The sequence below is a fragment of the Metabacillus sp. YM-086 genome (genome assembly GCF_048059995.1).
Classification (GTDB): domain Bacteria; phylum Bacillota; class Bacilli; order Bacillales; family Bacillaceae; genus Metabacillus; species Metabacillus litoralis_B.
The window spans coordinates 48,747-66,922 of the sequence record NZ_JBLUOI010000022.1; the positions used below are offsets into that span (position 1 = coordinate 48,747).

Genomic DNA, 18,176 nt, shown 5'->3' on the forward strand with positions numbered 1-18,176 from the left:
GAATGGTAGTGTCGTTCATAAGGGTGATGAACGACAAAACAGAGGTTGGAAGTAATGGTAGTGTCGTTCATAAGGGTGCTGAAGACCAAACCAGAAGCCGCAAGCACGAGAAATAGTCATCATAATCGAAATGAAGACCAAACCAGAAGCCGCAAGCACAAGAAATGTTCATCATAATCGAAAAGAAGACCAAACCAGAAGCCGTAACCACAAGAAATAGTCATCATAATCGAAATGAAGCCCAAACCCGAAGCCGCAAGCACAAGAAATGTTCATCATAAGCGAGATGAAGACCAAACCCGAAGCCACAAGCACGAGAAATGTTCATCATAAGCAAAATGAAGCCCAAACCAAGAGCCGCAAGCACGAGAAATGTTCATCATAAGCGTGCTGAAGACCAAACCAAAAGCCACAAGCACGAGAAAAGGTCATCATAAGCATGATGAAGCCAAAACCAGAAGCCGAAACCACAAAAAATGGTCTTCATAAGCACGATAAAAACCAAACCAGGACCAGCAATCACGAAAATAATCTTCATAAAGAGAAAAGCCTAATAAATAGCACCACCGCGAGGCAATTAACCACTCTATTAACATTTAATTAAACGTTTGTTTAACTAAAAAAGTCAGAATAGCGCGTGAAATTAAAAGCCTTTTATATCCAAAATAAGAATGATTTCCTTGAAAAAGTTCCTTCACTTTGGTAGTATATTAGCATATTAGCGAAGTAAAGGATTCTGAAAATTAATGATAGTAATCAATGACGGGGGTACAGACTCTTATGTTTATGTTTGAAAAACCGCTTGGAATGGTTGATACATTACCAAATTTATATGAAGTGAAGAAGAAGACTCGTCGTGCGATGACGAATGAAATAGAAGCTTGGGGTTTTGAATTTATTGAAACACCAACTCTTGAATATTACGAAACAGTCGGAGTTCAGTCTGCGATTTTAGATCAGCAGCTTTTTAAATTGTTAGATCAACAAGGTCATACTTTAGTGCTGCGTCCGGATGTGACAGCACCAATTGCACGTGTGGCTGCATCAAAATTATTTAATAATCTTTATCCGCAACGCCTTGCTTACTCTGCCAATGTTTTCCGTGCACAGCAGAACGAAGGTGGTCGCCCGGCTGAGTTTGAACAAGTGGGTGTTGAATTAATTGGTGACGGTACTACGAGCGCAGATGCTGAAGCGATTGCTTTAATGATCTCTGTTTTAAAGAAGGCAGGACTTAAGAACTTTAAAATTGCAATTGGTCATATTGGGTATGCCAATGCCTTATTCAAAGAGGTGCTTGGCAATCAAGAACGTGCAGACGTGTTAAGACGTTTTCTTTATGAGAAAAATTATGTTGGCTATCGTGAGCATGTTAAGGGGTTGCCATTATCATCAATTGATAAAGAACGTTTATTTACTTTACTAAAATTACGTGGTGGGATCGAGAAGGTAGAAGAGGCGAAGGAGCTTGTTACCTCTCAAGAAGCACGAAGTTCATTAGAAGAAGTTTCTCAATTATGGAATGCGCTTGAAGCATATCAGGTAACAGACTACTTAAAGCTAGATTTAAATATTGTGAGTCATATGAGCTATTATACGGGTGTTTTATTTGAGGTGTATGCGGACAATGTTGGTTTCATCATCGGAAATGGTGGGCGTTATGACCACTTATTTGAGAAATTCAATCGTGCTGCGCCAGCAACAGGCTTCGGTCTTCACCTTGATCGACTGATTGAAGCACTTAATGAAACAGAAGAGGCTAAGCTTCGATGCGTAATTTATAGCCAAGAACGACGTGCTGAAGCGATTTCGTTTGCGACAGAACTACGTGAAGACGGCAAACGAGTAGTGATGCAGGATATCACAGGTATTAAAGATGTTGATGCCTATACGAAGAAATTTGAGGAAGTAAGCTATTTTATCGGATCAAGAAAGGAGGAGCTGTAGGATGAGCCAATTATTAACGATTGCGATGCCAAAGGGAAGAATTTTTGAAGAGGCAGCCGATATGCTTCGTAAAGCGAATTATCAGCTTCCTCCTGAGTTTGATGAATCTAGAAAATTAATATTAGATGTTCCAAATGAGAATATTCGCTTTATCCTGGCTAAGCCAATGGATGTTGTCACGTATGTTGAACATGGTGTGGCTGACGTTGGAATTGCTGGAAAGGACGTTATGCTTGAGGAAGATCGCGATGTGTATGAGGTGTTGGATCTGAAGATTAGTGAATGCTACTTAGCTGTTGCTGGTCTCCCTAATGCGAAACTATCAGATGTTGCCCCAAAAGTAGCAACAAAATATCCAAAAGTCGCTTCAAGCTATTTCCGTGAGCAAGGTGAACAGGTTGAAATTATAAAACTGAATGGTTCAATTGAGCTTGCTCCTTTAATTGGCTTAGCTGACCGAATTGTTGATATTGTCTCAACAGGACGAACGCTAAAAGAAAATGGTTTGGTTGAGCTTGAGCATATTTGTCATATTACATCACGTCTTATCGTAAATCCGGTGAGCTATCGTATGAAGGATGAACCGATTGATGAGCTAGTGGAACGTCTATCGAAAGTAATTGGAGGATAAGAGGATGAAGATTACTCAAATTACAGACAAAAAAGTATCACTGAGAAGAACGATTGATACAGGGACAGAGGAACAACGTAAAATTGTTCAGTCAATTATCGCGACAGTTCGTGAAGAAGGAGATTCAGCTCTTTTTTCTTACACAGAAAAATTTGATCGTGTAAAATTGCCAAATCTTAAAGTAACCGAAGAGGAATTTACAGGTGCATACGAAGCTCTTGATAAAGAGCTAGTTGAAATTATCCGTGAAGCTGCAGCTAATATTCGTGCATTTCATGAAAAGCAAAAAAGAGAATCCTGGATCAGCTATGATGATAACGGCACGATGCTTGGACAGAAAATTACAGCTCTAGATGCAGTTGGGGTTTATGTGCCAGGTGGGACAGCAGCCTATCCATCTTCTGTGTTAATGAATGTCATTCCAGCGCAGGTTGCTGGGGTGAAAAGAATTGTGATCACTTCTCCTCCAAATGAGCTAGGAACACTTCCAGCAGGCGTCTTAGTTGCCGCAAAGGAGCTTGGTATCGCTGAAATATACAAAGTTGGTGGCGCACAGGCCATTGCTTCGTTAGCGTATGGAACGGAAACGATTGCGGCAGTTGATAAGATTATGGGTCCTGGTAACATTTTTGTTGCGCTTGCGAAGCGTGAAGTGTTCGGCATTGTTGATATCGACATGATCGCAGGTCCGAGTGAAATTGTGGTACTAGCGGATGAAACAGCTAAACCAAATGAAATTGCAGCCGACCTCCTTTCACAGGCTGAGCATGATAAAAATTCATCTAGTATTCTTGTCACAACATCAATGAGGCAGGCTGAAGAAGTAAAAGCGGAAGTGGAAAAGCAAGTAGAAACTCTTCCTAGAAAAGAAATTGCAAAGGCATCAGTTGAAGCGTACGGTCACATTTATGTTGCGGATGATCTGGAAACAGCCATTGCGGTTGTCAATGAGCTAGCTCCTGAGCATCTTGAAGTGTTAACGGAAAATCCATTGGCAAGCTTAAATGATATTCGTCATGCTGGAGCCATTTTCCTTGGACGTTATAGCTCTGAGCCAGTTGGTGATTATTTCGCAGGTCCTAACCATGTGTTGCCAACGAATGGAACAGCACGTTTTTCAAGTCCATTAAATGTTGATGATTTTGTGAAAAAATCAAGCATCATTTCTTATAGTGAAAAAGCATTTTTAACGAACTATTCAAAAGTTGCAAAGCTGGCACGCTTAGAGGGCTTAGAAGCACATGCCCGGGCAATGGAAGAACGACTTAAATAAGGAGGAAAAATGAATATGTCAAGAACAGCTTCGATTGAACGTCAAACAAAAGAAACGCAAATTTCACTGTCTTTTAATATAGATGGAACGGGTCAATCATCTCTTAAAACAGATGTGCCATTCATGGATCATATGCTTGACCTTTTTACAAAGCACGGGCAATTTGATTTAACGGTAAATGCAAATGGAGACGTTGAAATTGACGATCACCACACGACAGAGGATATCGGCATTTGCCTTGGTAACGCATTGCGTGAGGCGTTAGGCGATAAACGTGGAATTAAACGTTACGGAAATGCATTTGTTCCAATGGATGAGGCGTTAGCACAGGTTGTAGTTGACTTGAGTAACCGTCCGCATCTTGAGTTTCGCGCTGAGCTGCCAAGCACTAAAGTCGGTACATTCGATACCGAGAATGTTCATGAATTTTTATGGAAGCTGGCTCTTGAAGCACGTATGAATCTTCATGTGATTGTTCACTACGGTCATAACACACACCATATTATTGAAGCGATTTTTAAAGCATTAGCGAGAGCATTAGATGAGGCAACTAGTATTGACCCGCGTATGGAAGGGGTACTTCCTTCAACGAAAGGGATGTTATAGGCATGATCGCGATTATTGATTATGGAATGGGTAATTTATACAGCGTAAGTAAAGCGTTGGAGCGTATGAATGCTGACTATATTCTTTCAAGTGATGAAAAGGAATTAGCTAAAGCTGACGGCTACATTTTACCTGGAGTAGGTTCTTTTAAGGATGCAATGTCCATTTTAAATGAAACAGGCTTAACAAGCTTTATTCAAAAAGTTGTAGAAGAAGGTAAACCTTTGTTAGGTATTTGCTTAGGGATGCAGTTGCTTTTTGAGGAAAGTATTGAGAATGGGGAGGCGAAGGGACTTGCTTTCCTACCTGGTAAAGTAATTAGAATTCCTGAGGCAGCAGGAAGTGAACAGCTTAAAGTGCCACATATGGGCTGGAACAACTTAAATATGAAAAATGAAAGTCCGTTACTTGCAGGTCTTTATAGTGGTTATGCTTATTTTGTTCATTCTTATTATGTTGATTCAGCTGAAGAAGACACATTGTTAGCAACAGCAAGCTATGGTGTAGAAGTACCGGCAGTAGTAGGACGTGGTAATGTGTATGGAACGCAATTCCATCCGGAAAAAAGCAGTGAGCTTGGCTTGGCCATACTAGAAAATTACATCAACATTGTGGAGGGAGAAAAACGATGAGCCAATTTATTATTTATCCGGCAATTGATATGCGCGGTGGCAAATGCGTGCGATTGCTTCAAGGCGATTATAACAAGGAAACGGTCTATGGTGACTCTCCTTTTGATATGGCGAAGACGTTTGATGACCAAGGAGCAAGCTGGATTCATATGGTAGATTTAGATGGAGCGAAAGCAGGTAAGCTTGTAAATCATCAGCATGTCATTGATGCAGCTACGAAACTATCAGCTAACATACAAATTGGCGGGGGCATTCGTACGGAGGAAGATGTAGAGTTCTACCTTTCAAACGGAGTTGACCGAGTGATTTTAGGTAGTGCGGCCATTTCTAATCCTGATTTCGTGAAAAAAATGCTCGCTGCATATGGAGAAAAAATCGCAATTGGTATAGATGCGAAAGATGGTTATGTGTCAACAGAGGGCTGGTTGAATACATCAACTGTAAAAGCAACAGATCTTGGAAAAGAGCTTGCTGCTGCAGGTGCTGAAATATTTATTTTTACGGATATCGCAACAGACGGAATGCTTTCTGGACCTAATGTGGAAGCGGTCGTTGAGATGGCGAAAGCAACTGGAAAAGAAGTGATTGCTTCTGGTGGGGTAAGCTCATTAAAAGATTTAGAGACTCTCGCTGAATATCAGCAAGAAGGTGTTGCGGGTGCGATTGTAGGAAAGGCGCTATACACAAATCAATTTTCTCTTACTGATGCTTTAAAGGTAGGAACACAATCATGATTACTAAACGAATCATACCATGCTTAGATGTAAAAGAAGGACGAGTTGTAAAAGGAATCCAGTTTTTAGGATTAAGAGACGCAGGAGATCCGGTTGAGCTTGCGAAGTTTTACGACCAAGAAGGGGCAGATGAGTTAGTCTTCTTAGACATTTCTGCTTCACATGAAGGTCGTAAAACGATGGTCGATGTTGTTGAACAGGTTGCCGCTCAGCTAGCGATTCCTTTTACAGTTGGTGGAGGAATTAACTCACTAGAAGATATGAAGCGAATTCTACGTGCAGGGGCAGATAAGGTTTCTTTAAACACAGCAGCTTTAGTAAATCCTGAGCTTATTACAGAGGGAGCAGGTTTCTTTGGTTCTCAGTGTATCGTTGTCGCAATTGATGCGAAATTTGATGAAGAATTAGGCAGCTGGAGAGTGTTTACTCATGGTGGTCGTAATGCGACACATTGGGAAGTGGTAGAATGGGCAAAAGAAGCTGTGAAACGTGGTGCTGGGGAAATTCTTCTCACAAGCATGGATAGTGATGGAGAAAAAAGCGGCTTTAATATCGCCTTAAATAAAGCGGTTAGTGAAGCGGTCACTGTTCCAGTTATTGCATCAGGTGGAGCTGGAAATGCCGAGCACTTTTTACATGCTTTTCAAGAAGGAAAAGCAGATGCTGCTCTAGCTGCTTCGATTTTTCATTACAAAGAAACGTCGGTTAAAGAAGTAAAAGCATACTTAGATCAACAGGGGGTGAATGTACGATGAACGTTAAATTTGACCAAAATGGCTTGGTTCCGGCAATCGTACAAGATGCGGCAAGTAAAGAAGTGTTAACACTAGCTTATATGAACGAAGAATCCTTACAAAAAACGTTGGATACGAAGGAAACTTGGTTTTACAGCCGTTCTAGACAAGAGCTTTGGCATAAAGGTGCAACGTCTGGGAATACGCAAAAAGTGGTTGAAATGAGATATGATTGTGATCAAGATGCCATTCTTGTCCTTGTTCAGTCTCAAGGTCCAGCATGTCATACAGGTGCATATACATGCTTTAGTGAAACAATTGAGAAACAAGAAGTTTCTCCTGCTCAAGACCGTTTCCAGATTTTAAATACATTAGAGAAATTAATTGCTGAACGTGAAAGTGAGCTGCCGGAAGGATCTTATACAACATACTTATTCACTGAAGGTGTAGATAAAATTTTGAAGAAGGTCGGAGAAGAAGCAGGGGAAGTAATTATTGCTTCTAAAAACCGTGACCATGATGAGTTGAAATGGGAAGTGGCTGATTTGCTATTTCACTTAATGGTTTTATTACGAGAGCAGAAGCTACCTTTAGATGACGTGTTAAAGGTATTAGAGGAGAGACATGCGTCAAAATAAAGTCAGTGAGGCAATCGGTTTAACATCGATTGCCTTTATATATGGGGATGTGCTGTGTGCCCTGCTTTTTCCTGCTTATTGGTTAGTCTTTTTTAGATAAGTTTTCTCGATCAATAGCCTGGGGTGGCCTCTCAAACCATTCATTTTTAATCATGATATTTACACCGTCTTCTGCATATAATCCTATGTCTTTCATCATTTTTAAGTATTTTGCAGCTACATCACGTCTAAACGATAAAGCTAGCGAGCCCCCAATATTCCCCAAACCTATCCCGTTTAATGACATAACGTGAAATAGCATTAATTTATCTGAAAAAGGGGCAACCGTTGAATCTGTTACTTCTGTATCCCATGTCATTGGGGAAGGAAGTGTGCTTTCTTCTAAAATTTGACGTAAAGATTCCATAATTGACTTTGCTAAGTCAATTCCTCTTACAAAGTGGTTTCTAAGCTCTTCAGAACCAGCTGTCTGGGCAAACCCAATTAACAAGGCTTTTCCGTTTGCGTTGTTTGTGTGATTCATGTAGATGTGGGCAATTTCATCTGCTGTTAATGTTCTTCGTTCACCAAACCAACCTCGTAGGAAACTTTGCTTTTTAACCACATCAGGATGATCTGGAACTGCGATGTACGGCGGGCGAATATAAAGTCCTTTTGAGAGCATAACTTCTTTTGCAACATCTTCTACCTGTGCTGCTTCAACCAAATAATGAAAATATAAGTCCCTAATATCTTTTCTAGCACTCATAGAAAATGCCATTCCATCTGCAGCAATTCCAGCCTTACCCAAGTTGCGAATAAAGTAAAGCATGTACGTATCAGAATATAATCTCGGCGCATCAAAATTAATATCTTCATCAGAAAAGCCAATGGGAATTGGGTAGTTCTCTTTATTAAAAATCTCTTTTAATGTTAAAAGATGTTCAGTAGACTTTTGTAAACTAAAGTTAATTACTTGTTTTATTTCTTCATCTACTACAATTTTGCTAAAATACTTCAATACTGGATTCGATGCACTCTCGGTCATATAGGATGTCCACAGCGCAGCAAGCTCTGCTGATGTTAAGTCGATATGATGTTCCATTTTATCCATAGTCCCGATCCTCCTTGTTTGTTAGTACTAGTATAAACAATTGAAGTGTAAATATTTGTAATTCATTAAATGTGAGAAAGGGCTTAATAAATATCTATTTAGAACTATAAACTTATGGTATACTTACGTACGGGAATTTAATGAAATGGAGGATCTCAGTGGGAAGACAATTGAGCAAACAACAAAAAAGAGCACAGGTTGTCCCGTTTCTCCAAGATGGACAATATTACTATAATAAGGGCCTCAAGGCTTACCGTGAATATAACTATCAAAAGGCAAGTAAATATTTACAGAAGAGCATTGAGTTAGATCCGAATGACTCAATGAAGCTGTCTCAGCTAGCGGCCATCTATACAGATATGGGAAAATACAGCCAATCAAATGAATTGCTTTCACACATACTTGAAGAGCTTGATCAGGATATGACGGAATGTCATTATTTAATGGCAAATAATTACGCACATCTTGGATTGTTTCAGGAAGCCTACAAGTGTGCGACTGAATATGCAAATAAAGAGCCATATGGTGAGTTTACTGAAGAAAATGAAGATCTTATTGATCTTTTAACGATGGAAGATGATGATGAAGAGCCATTTTTAAAAGATCCTGATGATTTAATTTTAAAACAGGATGCGGCAAAATCACTACTTGAAACAAGTCAGTTTGAAGAAGCGATTTTACTTCTAGAGGAAATTGTTGCTGAATACCCTGAATTTTGGTCAGCACACAACAACTTATCTTTAGCCTATTTTTATGTAGGAGAAGTGGAAAAAGCTAAAGAGTACCTGCAAACTGTCCTTGAACGGAATCCAGGCAATTTACATGCTTATTGTAATCTTTTAGTATTCTATTATTATGAACGCCAGGATGACAAGGTTGAGGAGCTTGCAAATACTCTATCGACTGTACACCCGCTTTTATTCGAACATCGCTATAAATTAGGGGCAACATTCGCTTTAGTTGGTTATTATCCTTTAGCATACAAATGGCTTCGTTCATTACACAAACAAGGCTACGAAGGTGATGAAGTATTCTACTATTGGCTGTCATATGCAGCTTATTTTACAGGAAATGTATCATTCTCTGAGCAAATGTGGGAGCGAGTATTAAAGGAAAATAAAGATAAAGCAGGCTCTGAGCCGTGGAATTTGAACGCAGATTCAAATCAGCGAGTGAGTAATATGACACTAGAAGAGCGCCTATACGCGATTTTCTTGGCCATACAAACAAAAAATCTCGATCAACTATATGAATATCAATCATCAGCTGTCCCGCAATCACAGCTGGAAAAAGAGTTTATCAAACTAGCTTTATCTAAACACTTTGATTCATATGATCAGGTCTCGTCTCTCTATCAAATAGCAGAGTCTTTATTCGTGCATTCCGAGCATGATGAATTATTTTTGTTCTCATTCCGTATTTTAATGAAAGCTTATAAACAAAATTACTCGCTAAAAAACTACCAAGGCTGGGCTGCTGCTCTGGACTATGTATGGAGAAGCCAAGCAAACCAGTCAATTACACAAACTGTTATTGCTTCTGAGTACGGCACATCGGTATCGTCTGTAGGGAAGTATGTAAAGCTTGTGAAGAGTATTTTAGCTTAATGATAAAACCTGCCTGAGAGAAGGCGGGTTTTTTGTTGGAGATGTAAGGAATCATGTTCATGAAAATCAATACATTCATCTTGGTGCTCCACAAATGAGCAAAAATATGGCATGATTTCACTATATTTTATACGATGTCTATAAGGCAAAATGATGAAGACGGTAGGAAAAGGGTGTATGTGTCTTCTCGTATTGGCAGATAATCAAAGTAAAGGTCATTTTAAGGAGTGAACAACGTGTCAGAAGAAAAAATTTATGACGTCATTATTGCAGGAGCAGGTCCCGCTGGAATGACAGCTGCTGTTTATACGTCTCGTGCAAATTTATCAACGTTAATGATTGAGCGTGGAGTACCGGGCGGCCAAATGGCAAACACAGAGGAAGTTGAAAACTATCCGGGCTTTGATCATATATTAGGACCAGAATTATCAACGAAAATGTTTGATCATGCGAAGAAATTCGGTGCAGAATATGCGTACGGAGATATTCAGGAAATTATTGATGGTGAAGAATACAAAACAGTAAAAGCTGGGAAAAAAGTATATAAAACAAGAGCAATCATTATTGCAACAGGTGCAGAATACAAAAAAATCGGTGTTCCTGGAGAGAAAGAACTAGGTGGACGTGGCGTATCTTATTGCGCAGTTTGTGATGGTGCTTTCTTTAAAGGAAAAGAATTAGTCGTTGTTGGCGGAGGAGATTCAGCAGTTGAAGAGGGTGTTTATTTAACTCGATTCGCTTCAAAGGTTACAATTGTTCACCGTCGTGATGAATTAAGAGCGCAAAAAATTCTTCAGCAGCGTGCATTTGATAATGAAAAGATCGACTTTATCTGGAATCATACAGTAAAAGAAATTCATGATGTAGACGGCAAGGTTGGCAAAGTGACCTTAGTGAACACGCAAAATGGAGAAGAACAAGAATTCAAAACAGATGGTGTGTTCATTTATATCGGAATGGTTCCACTATCAAAGCCATTTGAAAGCCTTGGGATTACGAACGAAATGGGCTATATTGAAACAAATGACCGTATGGAAACAAGAGTTGAGGGGATTTTTGCAGCTGGAGATATCCGTGAAAAAATGCTCCGTCAAATTGTGACAGCTACAGGTGACGGTAGTATTGCGGCACAAAGTGCTCAACACTATGTAGAAGAGCTTGTTGAAAAGCTTAAAGTAAGTAAATAATTATTTCAACGTAAAAGAATGTCGAATGGCGGTTAACAATTTCGTAATTGTGTTTTAACTCTCCTGTAACATGAGTGAAACAATTATGAGGTACTATATAAATAGTAATTGACCCCCTTTTATAAATAGACTTAATTTCGAGCATGGGCGCCCTTTCCCGTGCTCCCTTTTTTTGTTCTTCAACCTGTTTTTATTTCTTTTTTAAAAAAATGAAACAGATTTCCATCTTATCCGTATATACATATAGTAAATTCCTCTTTTTTTACCAAATGAAAAGCTAATCGTGTTCGTTGTATACATAATTTGAACATAGTATAATAAACAAAAGTAAAGATCGAGATAAAATGAGGAAAATTCCAATGTCATGTGAATAATAGAGGTGAAGAATTTGCAAAGAGTAACCAACTGCGTCTTAATGGAAGGAAACAAGGTTCTTCTCCTGCAAAAGCCTAGAAGAGGTTGGTGGGTAGCTCCCGGTGGGAAAATGGAACTGGGGGAATCTGTGAAGGATACTGTCACACGTGAATACAGGGAAGAAACAGGAATCTATATAAAAAACCCTCAATTAAAAGGTATTTTTACGTTCATCATACAAGATGGAAAAGATATTGTTTCAGAATGGATGATGTTTACCTTCTTAGCAACTGATTATCAAGGAACGAATGTAGGAGAATCAGAAGAAGGAACAATTAAATGGCATGATAAAGAAGCGGTTCAGGAGTTACCGATGGCACCAGGAGACCACCACATCCTGGATTATGTGATGAAAGGTACTGGAATGCTTTACGGGACCTTTACATATACTCCAGATTTTGAACTATTATCTTATCGCTTGGATCCACAATAAACCGTCATATTTACTTACAAGCTTTTATAAGAAATGAATACATTTATGATACGTTACATGTAGCAGGAAAACGAGAGGAGGAGAGATTAATGAGTGTCGAGCAGAATGAGCAGCAATTTTCACAGCAAGATGTGCAGATGGTTATTATTACTGGTATGTCTGGCGCAGGAAAAACAGTAGCCATTCAAAGTTTTGAAGACCTAGGTTACTTCTGTGTGGACAACTTGCCGCCAACCCTTTTACCGAAGTTTTTGGAGTTAATGAAAGAATCTGGCTCTAAAATGAATAAAGTTGCATTAGTTATGGATCTTCGTGGAAGAGAGTTTTTCGATAGCTTGTTTAAAGCACTTGATGATCTACCGGAAAACTCATGGGTAACTCCCCATATTTTATTCCTTGATGCGAAAGACTCTACTCTTGTCACAAGATATAAGGAAACAAGACGCTCCCATCCGTTAGCTTCTAAAGGTCTTCCATTAGAAGGGATTGGCTTAGAGCGAGAACTGTTAGAAGAGATGAAGGGTAGAGCTCAATTAATTTATGATACATCAGATTTAAAGCCAAGAGAGCTACGTGAAAAGATCCTTAAACAATTTTCATCAAGTGTTCAGCACACGTTTACCGTGAATGTAACATCATTTGGTTTTAAATATGGAATCCCAATTGATGCTGATCTTGTCTTTGATGTTCGTTTCCTACCAAATCCTCATTATATAGAACATATGAGGCCAAAAACAGGCTTGCAGGAAGAGGTTTCTTCATACGTGTTAAAGTGGAATGAAACACAAAAGTTTCTTGAAAAGCTTATAGATTTGCTTACGTTCATGCTGCCTTATTATAAACGTGAAGGAAAAAGTCAAATTGTTATTGCGATTGGTTGCACAGGAGGTCAACATCGCTCAGTAACACTCGCTGAATATCTTGCAAAACATTTCCACCAAGACTATCATACTCAAGTCTCACACCGAGATATTGAGAAGAGAAAGAATCACTAAGCATGACAGAACATTTGCCTAAAGTTGTGATTATCGGGGGCGGTACAGGGTTATCCGTTTTATTAAGAGGGTTAAAGCACTTTCCTGTTGATATTACGGCCATTGTGACTGTTGCTGATGATGGCGGGAGCTCGGGCAGGCTCCGAAATGAGTTGAACATTCCACCTCCTGGAGATATACGAAATGTATTAGCTGCTTTATCTGATGTTGAACCACTTGTTGAAGAACTATTTCAACATCGCTTCAATAAAGGGAATAATCTCATTGGCCATTCCTTAGGGAATCTCATTTTAGCTGCTATGACGAATATTACTGGTGATTTTGTTCATGCAATCAAAGAAATGAGTACTGTCTTAAATGTACGTGGAAAAGTTTTACCAGCTGCTAATTCTAGTGTTGTGTTAAACGCAGAAATGGAAGATGGCACAATTGTATCAGGAGAGTCAAAAATTCCTTTCTCAGGTAAAAGAATTAAAAAGGTGTTTTTGAGTCCCACCGAAATTGAGCCTCTTCCTGAAACAATTGATGTGATCAGAGAAGCTGATTTAATTGTCATTGGTCCAGGCAGCTTGTACACAAGTATCCTACCGAATCTTCTTGTACCGAAAATAGGAGAAGAAGTTTGCAAAGCAAAAGCGAAAAAGGTATATATCTGCAATGTGATGACACAGGCGGGGGAAACATTAAATTACTCTGCAAGTGACCATGTGAAAGCATTGTATGAGCATATGAATGAATCATTTATTGATACCATTCTCGTAAATGAAGAAGAAATACCTGAGAACATAAAGTCATTATATGAGGAGGAGCTTGCGAAGCCTGTTCATTATGATATTGAAAGGTTAAAATTACTAGGTCTTGAAGTGATAACAGACAATATTGTTTGTTATGAGAATAGTGTCATTCGACATGACACAAATAAAGTTGCAAAGCTATTATATGGAATTCTTCAAGAAGACTAACACGGGTTCCAGGTAAAGAATGGGGGTGCAGAGTTGTCATTTGCATCTGAAACGAAAAAAGAATTAACGAATTTAGAACTAAAACCGTGCTGCTTACGAGCTGAGTTATCAGCTTTAATTCGTATGAATGGATCACTGTCATTTTCAAACAAAATGCTGGTTTTAGATATTCAAACAGAGAATGCAGCGATTGCCAGAAGAATTTATACTTTGTTAAAAAAGCAATATCAAGTATCAGTAGAGCTGCTTGTTCGAAAGAAAATGCGTTTGAAAAAAAACAATGTTTATATCGTAAGACTTGTTGAAGAAGCCAAGTCGATACTAGAGGATCTGAATATTTTAGATGAAGGGTTTACCTTCTATCATAGTATTTCTGAAAATCTTGTGAAAAAGAAATGTTGCAAACGCTCTTATATAAGAGGCGCATTTCTTGCTGGAGGCTCCGTTAATAACCCGGAAACCTCATCCTATCACCTTGAAATTTTCTCACTATATAAAGAGCATAACGATTCTCTTTGTGAGTTAATGAATACATTTGATTTGAATAGCAAAACGTTAGAGCGTAAAAAAGGCTTTATCACGTATTTAAAAGAAGCAGAAAAAATCACAGAGTTTTTAAATGTCATTGGTGCCCATCAAGCGCTACTTCGATTTGAGGATGTTCGCATTGTTCGTGACATGAGAAATTCAGTGAATCGTTTGGTGAACTGTGAAACAGCCAATCTTAACAAAACAATTGGTGCCGCACTAAGACAGGTAGAGAATATTCGCTTTATTGATGATAAAATAGGCTTAGATGCTTTACCGGATAAACTAAGAGAAATCGCCAAGCTGAGAGTCGAATATCAAGATGTCACGTTAAAAGAGCTAGGTGAAATGGTATCAAGTGGTACCATCAGCAAATCGGGTATCAATCATCGACTACGTAAGCTAGATCAAATAGCTGAACAATTAAGAACTGGTCAACCGTTATCATTAAAATAAATATAAAAAAACTAAAGAAGAGAAGAGGAGATTACTATGGTTGAAAAGCAAGTAGAAGTAAATCTTAAAACAGGTTTACAAGCACGTCCAGCTGCATTATTTGTTCAAGAAGCAAATCGTTTTGCATCTGATGTGTTTTTAGAAAAAGACGGCAAAAAAGTAAACGCAAAAAGTATTATGGGACTCATGAGCTTAGCAGTTAGCACTGGAGCAGTTATTAATTTAATTGCAGAGGGGAACGACGAGCAAGAGGCTGTTGAAGCTTTAGCAAAGTTTGTGCAGCAAGAAGGATAATTCCATAAGAAGAAGCAGGCATTGATTATAATGTCTGCTTTTTTTATGTTTTTGGGGGAAATGGTGGGAGTTCTGTCCGATAGTGTGAGAATTGGGACAACCATAGGGGAGGAAAGGGAGGATGTTTCTCGATAGTGAGGGAATCGGGACACACATGGGAGAGGGAAGAGAGGATGTGTCTTGATAGTGCGGGAATCGGGACACAAATCGGGCAGGGAAAAGAAGATGTGTCTCGATAGTGAGGGAATCGGGACAAACATAGGGGAGGAAAGAGAAGATGTGTCTCGATAGTGAGGGAATCGGGACACAAATAGGGGAGGGAAGAGAAGGTGTGTCTCGATAGTGCGAGAATTGGGACACAAGTAGGGGAGGAAATAGGAATTGGGTCTCGATAGTACGGGAATCTGGACAAACAAAGGTGAGGAAAGAGCACTTGTGTCTCGATAGTGCGAGAATCGGGACACAAATGGGAGAGAGAAGAGAGGATGAGTCTCGATAGTGCGAGAATCGGGACAAACATGGGGGAGAGAAGAGAGGATGAGTCTGGATAGTGAGGGAATCGGGACAAACATAGGATAGGGAAGAGAAGATGTGTCTCGATAGTGCGAGAATCGGGACACACATCGTGGAGGGAAGAGAAGGGGTGTCTCGATAGTGCGAGAATTGGGACACAAGTAGGGGAGGAAATAGGAATTGGGTCTCGATAGTACGGGAATCTGGACAAACAAAGGTGAGGAAAGAGCACTTGTGTCTCGATAGTGCGGGAATTGGGACACAAATAGGGGAGGAAATAGGAATTGTGTCTCGATAGTGAGGGAATCGGGACACAAATGGGATAGGGAAGAGAAGATGTGTCTCGATAGTGCGGGAATCGGGACAAACATAGGGGAGGGAAAAGAAGATATGTCTCGATAGTGCGGGAATCGGGACACAAATCGGGCAGAGAAAAGAAGATGTGTCTCGATAGTGCGGGAATCGGGACACAAATAGGATAGGGAAGAGAAGATATGTCTTGATAGTGCGAGAATCGGGACACAAATAGGAAAGGGAAGAGAAGATGTGTCTCGATAGTGCGGGAATCGGGACACAAATCGGGCAGGGAAGAGAAGATGTGTCTCGATAGTGCGAGAATCGGGACACAAATAGGAAAGGGAAGAGAAGATATGTCTCGATAGTGCGGGAATCGGGACACAAATCGGGCAGGAAAGAGAAGATGTGTCTCGATAGTGCGAGAATCGGGACACAAATCGGACAGGGAAGAAAAGATGTGTCTCGATAGTCCGAGAATCGGGACAAACAAAGGTGAGGAAAGAGCACTTGTGTCTCAATAGTGTGACAATCGGGACAAACCAAGGGTAGGAAAGAGCACTTATGTCTCGATAGTACGAGAATCAGGACAAGACTAAACCAGGAAAGAGAAGATGTGACTCAATTACAAAAAAGAGCAACTAATCACATAAGACATAAGCTCCATCTCCTACCTCCGTGACTCAGTGCTTATATGCCCTCAATCTAAAACAAAAAAGCCCCAATCACTATCAAATCGGATTGGGACCTACTTCATCTAGTCTTATTTACTTAACGTATTACGATCTAACACCTTGTCAATTAAACCATATTCTAACGCACGATCAGCAGTCATGAAGTTGTCACGCTCTGTATCGCGTTCGATAACTTCTAGATCTTGACCTGTACGATCAGAAAGAATTCTGTTTAATTTGTCACGTAAGAATAAGATACGTTTTGCTGCAATTTCGATTTCCGTTGCTTGACCTTGTGCGCCACCAAGTGGTTGGTGAATCATCACTTCACTGTTTGGAAGAGCATAACGTTTACCTTTTTCACCAGCTGCAAGTAAGAATGCACCCATTGAAGCAGCCATACCAATACAAATCGTTGATACTTGTGGTTTAATGAATTGCATTGTATCGTAGATTGCCATACCTGCTGTGATGGATCCACCAGGGCTGTTGATGTAAATTGAGATATCTTTCTCTGGATCTTCAGCTTCTAAAAACAGTAGCTGTGATACAATTGAATTTGCAACATTATCGTCGATGCCGCTTCCAAGCATAATGATACGGTCCTTTAAAAGACGGGAGTAAATGTCATAAGCACGCTCACCACGGTTTGTTTGTTCAATAACTGTAGGGATTAAATTCATTTCATATTCCTCCTTTATTTTAAGAAAGATTCGTTGTTCTAAAAGGTAAAAGTTTAATATGTAATCTTTTAGAACAGTAAACATAAACATGTTTCAAAGGTAAATCTTATGTATCTCCATCATACAACTATGGTCAATAAAGGTCAAACGAAAAGACCGATGCTTTACGATGAATTTTTAAGTGCCATCAGTGGTGTCTATACTATACTATGTATGCGATAACCATAACATGTAATCATGTTTCCCACATTTGCTTATTTTCAAACTGTGAGAATACTTTTTTCACTACTTAAAATATCTCCTAAAAGAGAAAATGAACAGAGAACATGAAAAAGGCAGACCAAAAAAGCCTGCCAGATCACAAAAACACATTAAAATGGTTTTACAGTCATTAAAACAATTAGGATAACCGCAGATGCATGTAGAACATTATTAAACGGGATCACCTGTTTTGCCAGCTTTTTATACTCTTCTGGTAACTCTTCACCTTCATGGCTTTCAAGTGATTTTAATTGCAGTTTTTCTTTTTTAGGGAGTATTCCTGCTGTGATTGGTTGAACAGCTACGTAAATAACAAGGGAAGCAATGTACCAAACTTCTTTAAAAAGATAAGGATTGATAATAGCCATAATAATACCTGTAAGTAATAATGTGATGCTTCCCACTTTTGCGAACTTTTCAATGCCTTTAGAAACCTTATGAGCAAACTGAGCTTGTGATACAGTTTTTACATTACTCATTAATACTGGCATTCCAAATGTAGCCCCAAGCCCAACAACAGCCGCAACAAGATGGATAAGTAATAAAATTGTGTAAAAAGTCATGCTTTTTCTCCTCCTTTTTTACTA

The 18,176-nt window shown here is 39.3% G+C and carries 18 protein-coding genes; 15 read left to right on the forward strand and 3 right to left on the reverse strand.

Annotated features, from left to right (window positions below; translation table 11 throughout):
* Positions 1 to 780 precede the first annotated feature (780 nt).
* Genes ACEWK1_RS11615 through hisIE form a run of 8 tightly spaced genes read left to right on the forward strand, consistent with a single transcriptional unit; the run spans position 781 to position 7,195 of the window.
* On the forward strand, positions 781 to 1,947 hold the full coding sequence (locus ACEWK1_RS11615) for an ATP phosphoribosyltransferase regulatory subunit (RefSeq protein ID WP_416636305.1): 1,167 nt from the start codon (positions 781 to 783) through the stop codon (positions 1,945 to 1,947).
* 1 nt (position 1,948) lies between these two features.
* Positions 1,949 to 2,578 carry an ATP phosphoribosyltransferase gene (gene hisG / locus ACEWK1_RS11620; RefSeq protein ID WP_121663510.1) on the forward strand — a complete coding sequence of 210 codons (630 nt, stop codon included), beginning with the start codon at positions 1,949 to 1,951 and terminating at the stop codon, positions 2,576 to 2,578.
* A 4-nt stretch (positions 2,579 to 2,582) separates the two neighbouring features.
* Positions 2,583 to 3,851, forward strand: coding sequence for a histidinol dehydrogenase (gene hisD / locus ACEWK1_RS11625; protein WP_212135909.1), 1,269 nt, complete (start codon positions 2,583 to 2,585; stop codon positions 3,849 to 3,851).
* Positions 3,852 to 3,866: 15 nt separating this feature from the next.
* Entirely contained in the window at positions 3,867 to 4,457 is a 591-nt protein-coding gene (hisB, locus tag ACEWK1_RS11630) for an imidazoleglycerol-phosphate dehydratase HisB (protein WP_121663508.1), read from the forward strand.
* Positions 4,458 to 4,459: 2 nt separating this feature from the next.
* Positions 4,460 to 5,089, forward strand: coding sequence for an imidazole glycerol phosphate synthase subunit HisH (hisH, locus tag ACEWK1_RS11635; RefSeq protein WP_212135910.1), 630 nt, complete (start codon positions 4,460 to 4,462; stop codon positions 5,087 to 5,089).
* Positions 5,086 to 5,823: a 1-(5-phosphoribosyl)-5-[(5-phosphoribosylamino)methylideneamino]imidazole-4-carboxamide isomerase gene (hisA, locus tag ACEWK1_RS11640; RefSeq protein WP_212135912.1), complete on the forward strand. Its 738-nt coding sequence runs from the start codon at positions 5,086 to 5,088 to the stop codon at positions 5,821 to 5,823. Before hisH ends, hisA begins: the two co-directional genes overlap by 4 nt.
* Positions 5,820 to 6,578 carry an imidazole glycerol phosphate synthase subunit HisF gene (hisF, locus tag ACEWK1_RS11645; RefSeq protein ID WP_121663505.1) on the forward strand — a complete coding sequence of 253 codons (759 nt, stop codon included), beginning with the start codon at positions 5,820 to 5,822 and terminating at the stop codon, positions 6,576 to 6,578. Before hisA ends, hisF begins: the two co-directional genes overlap by 4 nt.
* A complete protein-coding gene (gene hisIE / locus ACEWK1_RS11650) occupies positions 6,575 to 7,195 on the forward strand; it encodes a bifunctional phosphoribosyl-AMP cyclohydrolase/phosphoribosyl-ATP diphosphatase HisIE (protein WP_212135914.1) in 621 nt (206 codons plus the stop codon). Before hisF ends, hisIE begins: the two co-directional genes overlap by 4 nt.
* Positions 7,196 to 7,277: 82 nt before the next feature.
* Here hisIE and ACEWK1_RS11655 read toward each other — a convergent pair whose 3' ends face one another.
* Positions 7,278 to 8,288 (reverse strand): DUF3231 family protein, encoded by a 1,011-nt coding sequence (locus tag ACEWK1_RS11655; protein ID WP_212135916.1) that lies wholly within the window; start codon positions 8,286 to 8,288, stop codon positions 7,278 to 7,280.
* A 158-nt stretch (positions 8,289 to 8,446) separates the two neighbouring features.
* Here ACEWK1_RS11655 and ACEWK1_RS11660 point away from each other — a divergent pair, with 158 nt between their 5' ends.
* From ACEWK1_RS11660 to ACEWK1_RS11690, 7 genes are all read left to right on the forward strand, one after another.
* The gene (locus ACEWK1_RS11660) at positions 8,447 to 9,895 is read left to right on the forward strand and encodes a tetratricopeptide repeat protein (RefSeq protein ID WP_162987467.1); all 1,449 of its coding nucleotides are present in this window, start codon (positions 8,447 to 8,449) and stop codon (positions 9,893 to 9,895) included.
* 236 nt (positions 9,896 to 10,131) lie between these two features.
* Complete coding sequence (gene trxB / locus ACEWK1_RS11665; RefSeq protein ID WP_212135918.1) at positions 10,132 to 11,082, forward strand: thioredoxin-disulfide reductase; 951 nt, start codon at positions 10,132 to 10,134, stop codon at positions 11,080 to 11,082.
* Positions 11,083 to 11,461: 379 nt separating this feature from the next.
* The gene (locus tag ACEWK1_RS11670; RefSeq protein WP_098797864.1) at positions 11,462 to 11,929 is read left to right on the forward strand and encodes an 8-oxo-dGTP diphosphatase; all 468 of its coding nucleotides are present in this window, start codon (positions 11,462 to 11,464) and stop codon (positions 11,927 to 11,929) included.
* An 89-nt stretch (positions 11,930 to 12,018) separates the two neighbouring features.
* Positions 12,019 to 12,924, forward strand: a complete 906-nt coding sequence (gene rapZ, locus ACEWK1_RS11675; RefSeq protein ID WP_212135920.1) for an RNase adapter RapZ — start codon at positions 12,019 to 12,021, stop codon at positions 12,922 to 12,924.
* Positions 12,925 to 12,926: 2 nt separating this feature from the next.
* Positions 12,927 to 13,886, forward strand: coding sequence for a gluconeogenesis factor YvcK family protein (locus ACEWK1_RS11680; RefSeq protein WP_121663499.1), 960 nt, complete (start codon positions 12,927 to 12,929; stop codon positions 13,884 to 13,886).
* 33 nt (positions 13,887 to 13,919) lie between these two features.
* A complete protein-coding gene (gene whiA, locus ACEWK1_RS11685) occupies positions 13,920 to 14,870 on the forward strand; it encodes a DNA-binding protein WhiA (protein WP_212135922.1) in 951 nt (316 codons plus the stop codon).
* A 36-nt stretch (positions 14,871 to 14,906) separates the two neighbouring features.
* Positions 14,907 to 15,164: an HPr family phosphocarrier protein gene (locus ACEWK1_RS11690; RefSeq protein ID WP_098797861.1), complete on the forward strand. Its 258-nt coding sequence runs from the start codon at positions 14,907 to 14,909 to the stop codon at positions 15,162 to 15,164.
* A gap of 1,570 nt (positions 15,165 to 16,734) precedes the next feature.
* Here the strand turns inward: ACEWK1_RS11690 and clpP are convergent.
* A complete protein-coding gene (gene clpP, locus ACEWK1_RS11695; RefSeq protein WP_098797860.1) occupies positions 16,735 to 17,328 on the reverse strand; it encodes an ATP-dependent Clp endopeptidase proteolytic subunit ClpP in 594 nt (197 codons plus the stop codon).
* Positions 17,329 to 17,699: 371 nt separating this feature from the next.
* Positions 17,700 to 18,152, reverse strand: a complete 453-nt coding sequence (locus ACEWK1_RS11700) for a DUF2269 family protein (protein WP_121663497.1) — start codon at positions 18,150 to 18,152, stop codon at positions 17,700 to 17,702.
* Positions 18,153 to 18,176 lie beyond the last annotated feature (24 nt).

What these genes read in the sequence shown, in the direction of transcription:
- ACEWK1_RS11615 (WP_416636305.1), top strand. Translation starts at nt 781, where the DNA reads ATGTTTATGTTTGAAAAACCGCTTGGAATGGTTGATACATTACCAAAT.
- hisG (WP_121663510.1), top strand. Translation starts at nt 1,949, where the DNA reads ATGAGCCAATTATTAACGATTGCGATGCCAAAGGGAAGAATTTTTGAA.
- hisD (WP_212135909.1), top strand. Translation starts at nt 2,583, where the DNA reads ATGAAGATTACTCAAATTACAGACAAAAAAGTATCACTGAGAAGAACG.
- hisB (WP_121663508.1), top strand. Translation starts at nt 3,867, where the DNA reads ATGTCAAGAACAGCTTCGATTGAACGTCAAACAAAAGAAACGCAAATT.
- hisH (WP_212135910.1), top strand. Translation starts at nt 4,460, where the DNA reads ATGATCGCGATTATTGATTATGGAATGGGTAATTTATACAGCGTAAGT.
- hisA (WP_212135912.1), top strand. Translation starts at nt 5,086, where the DNA reads ATGAGCCAATTTATTATTTATCCGGCAATTGATATGCGCGGTGGCAAA.
- hisF (WP_121663505.1), top strand. Translation starts at nt 5,820, where the DNA reads ATGATTACTAAACGAATCATACCATGCTTAGATGTAAAAGAAGGACGA.
- hisIE (WP_212135914.1), top strand. Translation starts at nt 6,575, where the DNA reads ATGAACGTTAAATTTGACCAAAATGGCTTGGTTCCGGCAATCGTACAA.
- ACEWK1_RS11655 (WP_212135916.1), bottom strand. Translation starts at nt 8,288, where the DNA reads ATGGATAAAATGGAACATCATATCGACTTAACATCAGCAGAGCTTGCT.
- rapZ (WP_212135920.1), top strand. Translation starts at nt 12,019, where the DNA reads ATGAGTGTCGAGCAGAATGAGCAGCAATTTTCACAGCAAGATGTGCAG.
- ACEWK1_RS11680 (WP_121663499.1), top strand. Translation starts at nt 12,927, where the DNA reads ATGACAGAACATTTGCCTAAAGTTGTGATTATCGGGGGCGGTACAGGG.
- ACEWK1_RS11690 (WP_098797861.1), top strand. Translation starts at nt 14,907, where the DNA reads ATGGTTGAAAAGCAAGTAGAAGTAAATCTTAAAACAGGTTTACAAGCA.
- clpP (WP_098797860.1), bottom strand. Translation starts at nt 17,328, where the DNA reads ATGAATTTAATCCCTACAGTTATTGAACAAACAAACCGTGGTGAGCGT.
- ACEWK1_RS11700 (WP_121663497.1), bottom strand. Translation starts at nt 18,152, where the DNA reads ATGACTTTTTACACAATTTTATTACTTATCCATCTTGTTGCGGCTGTT.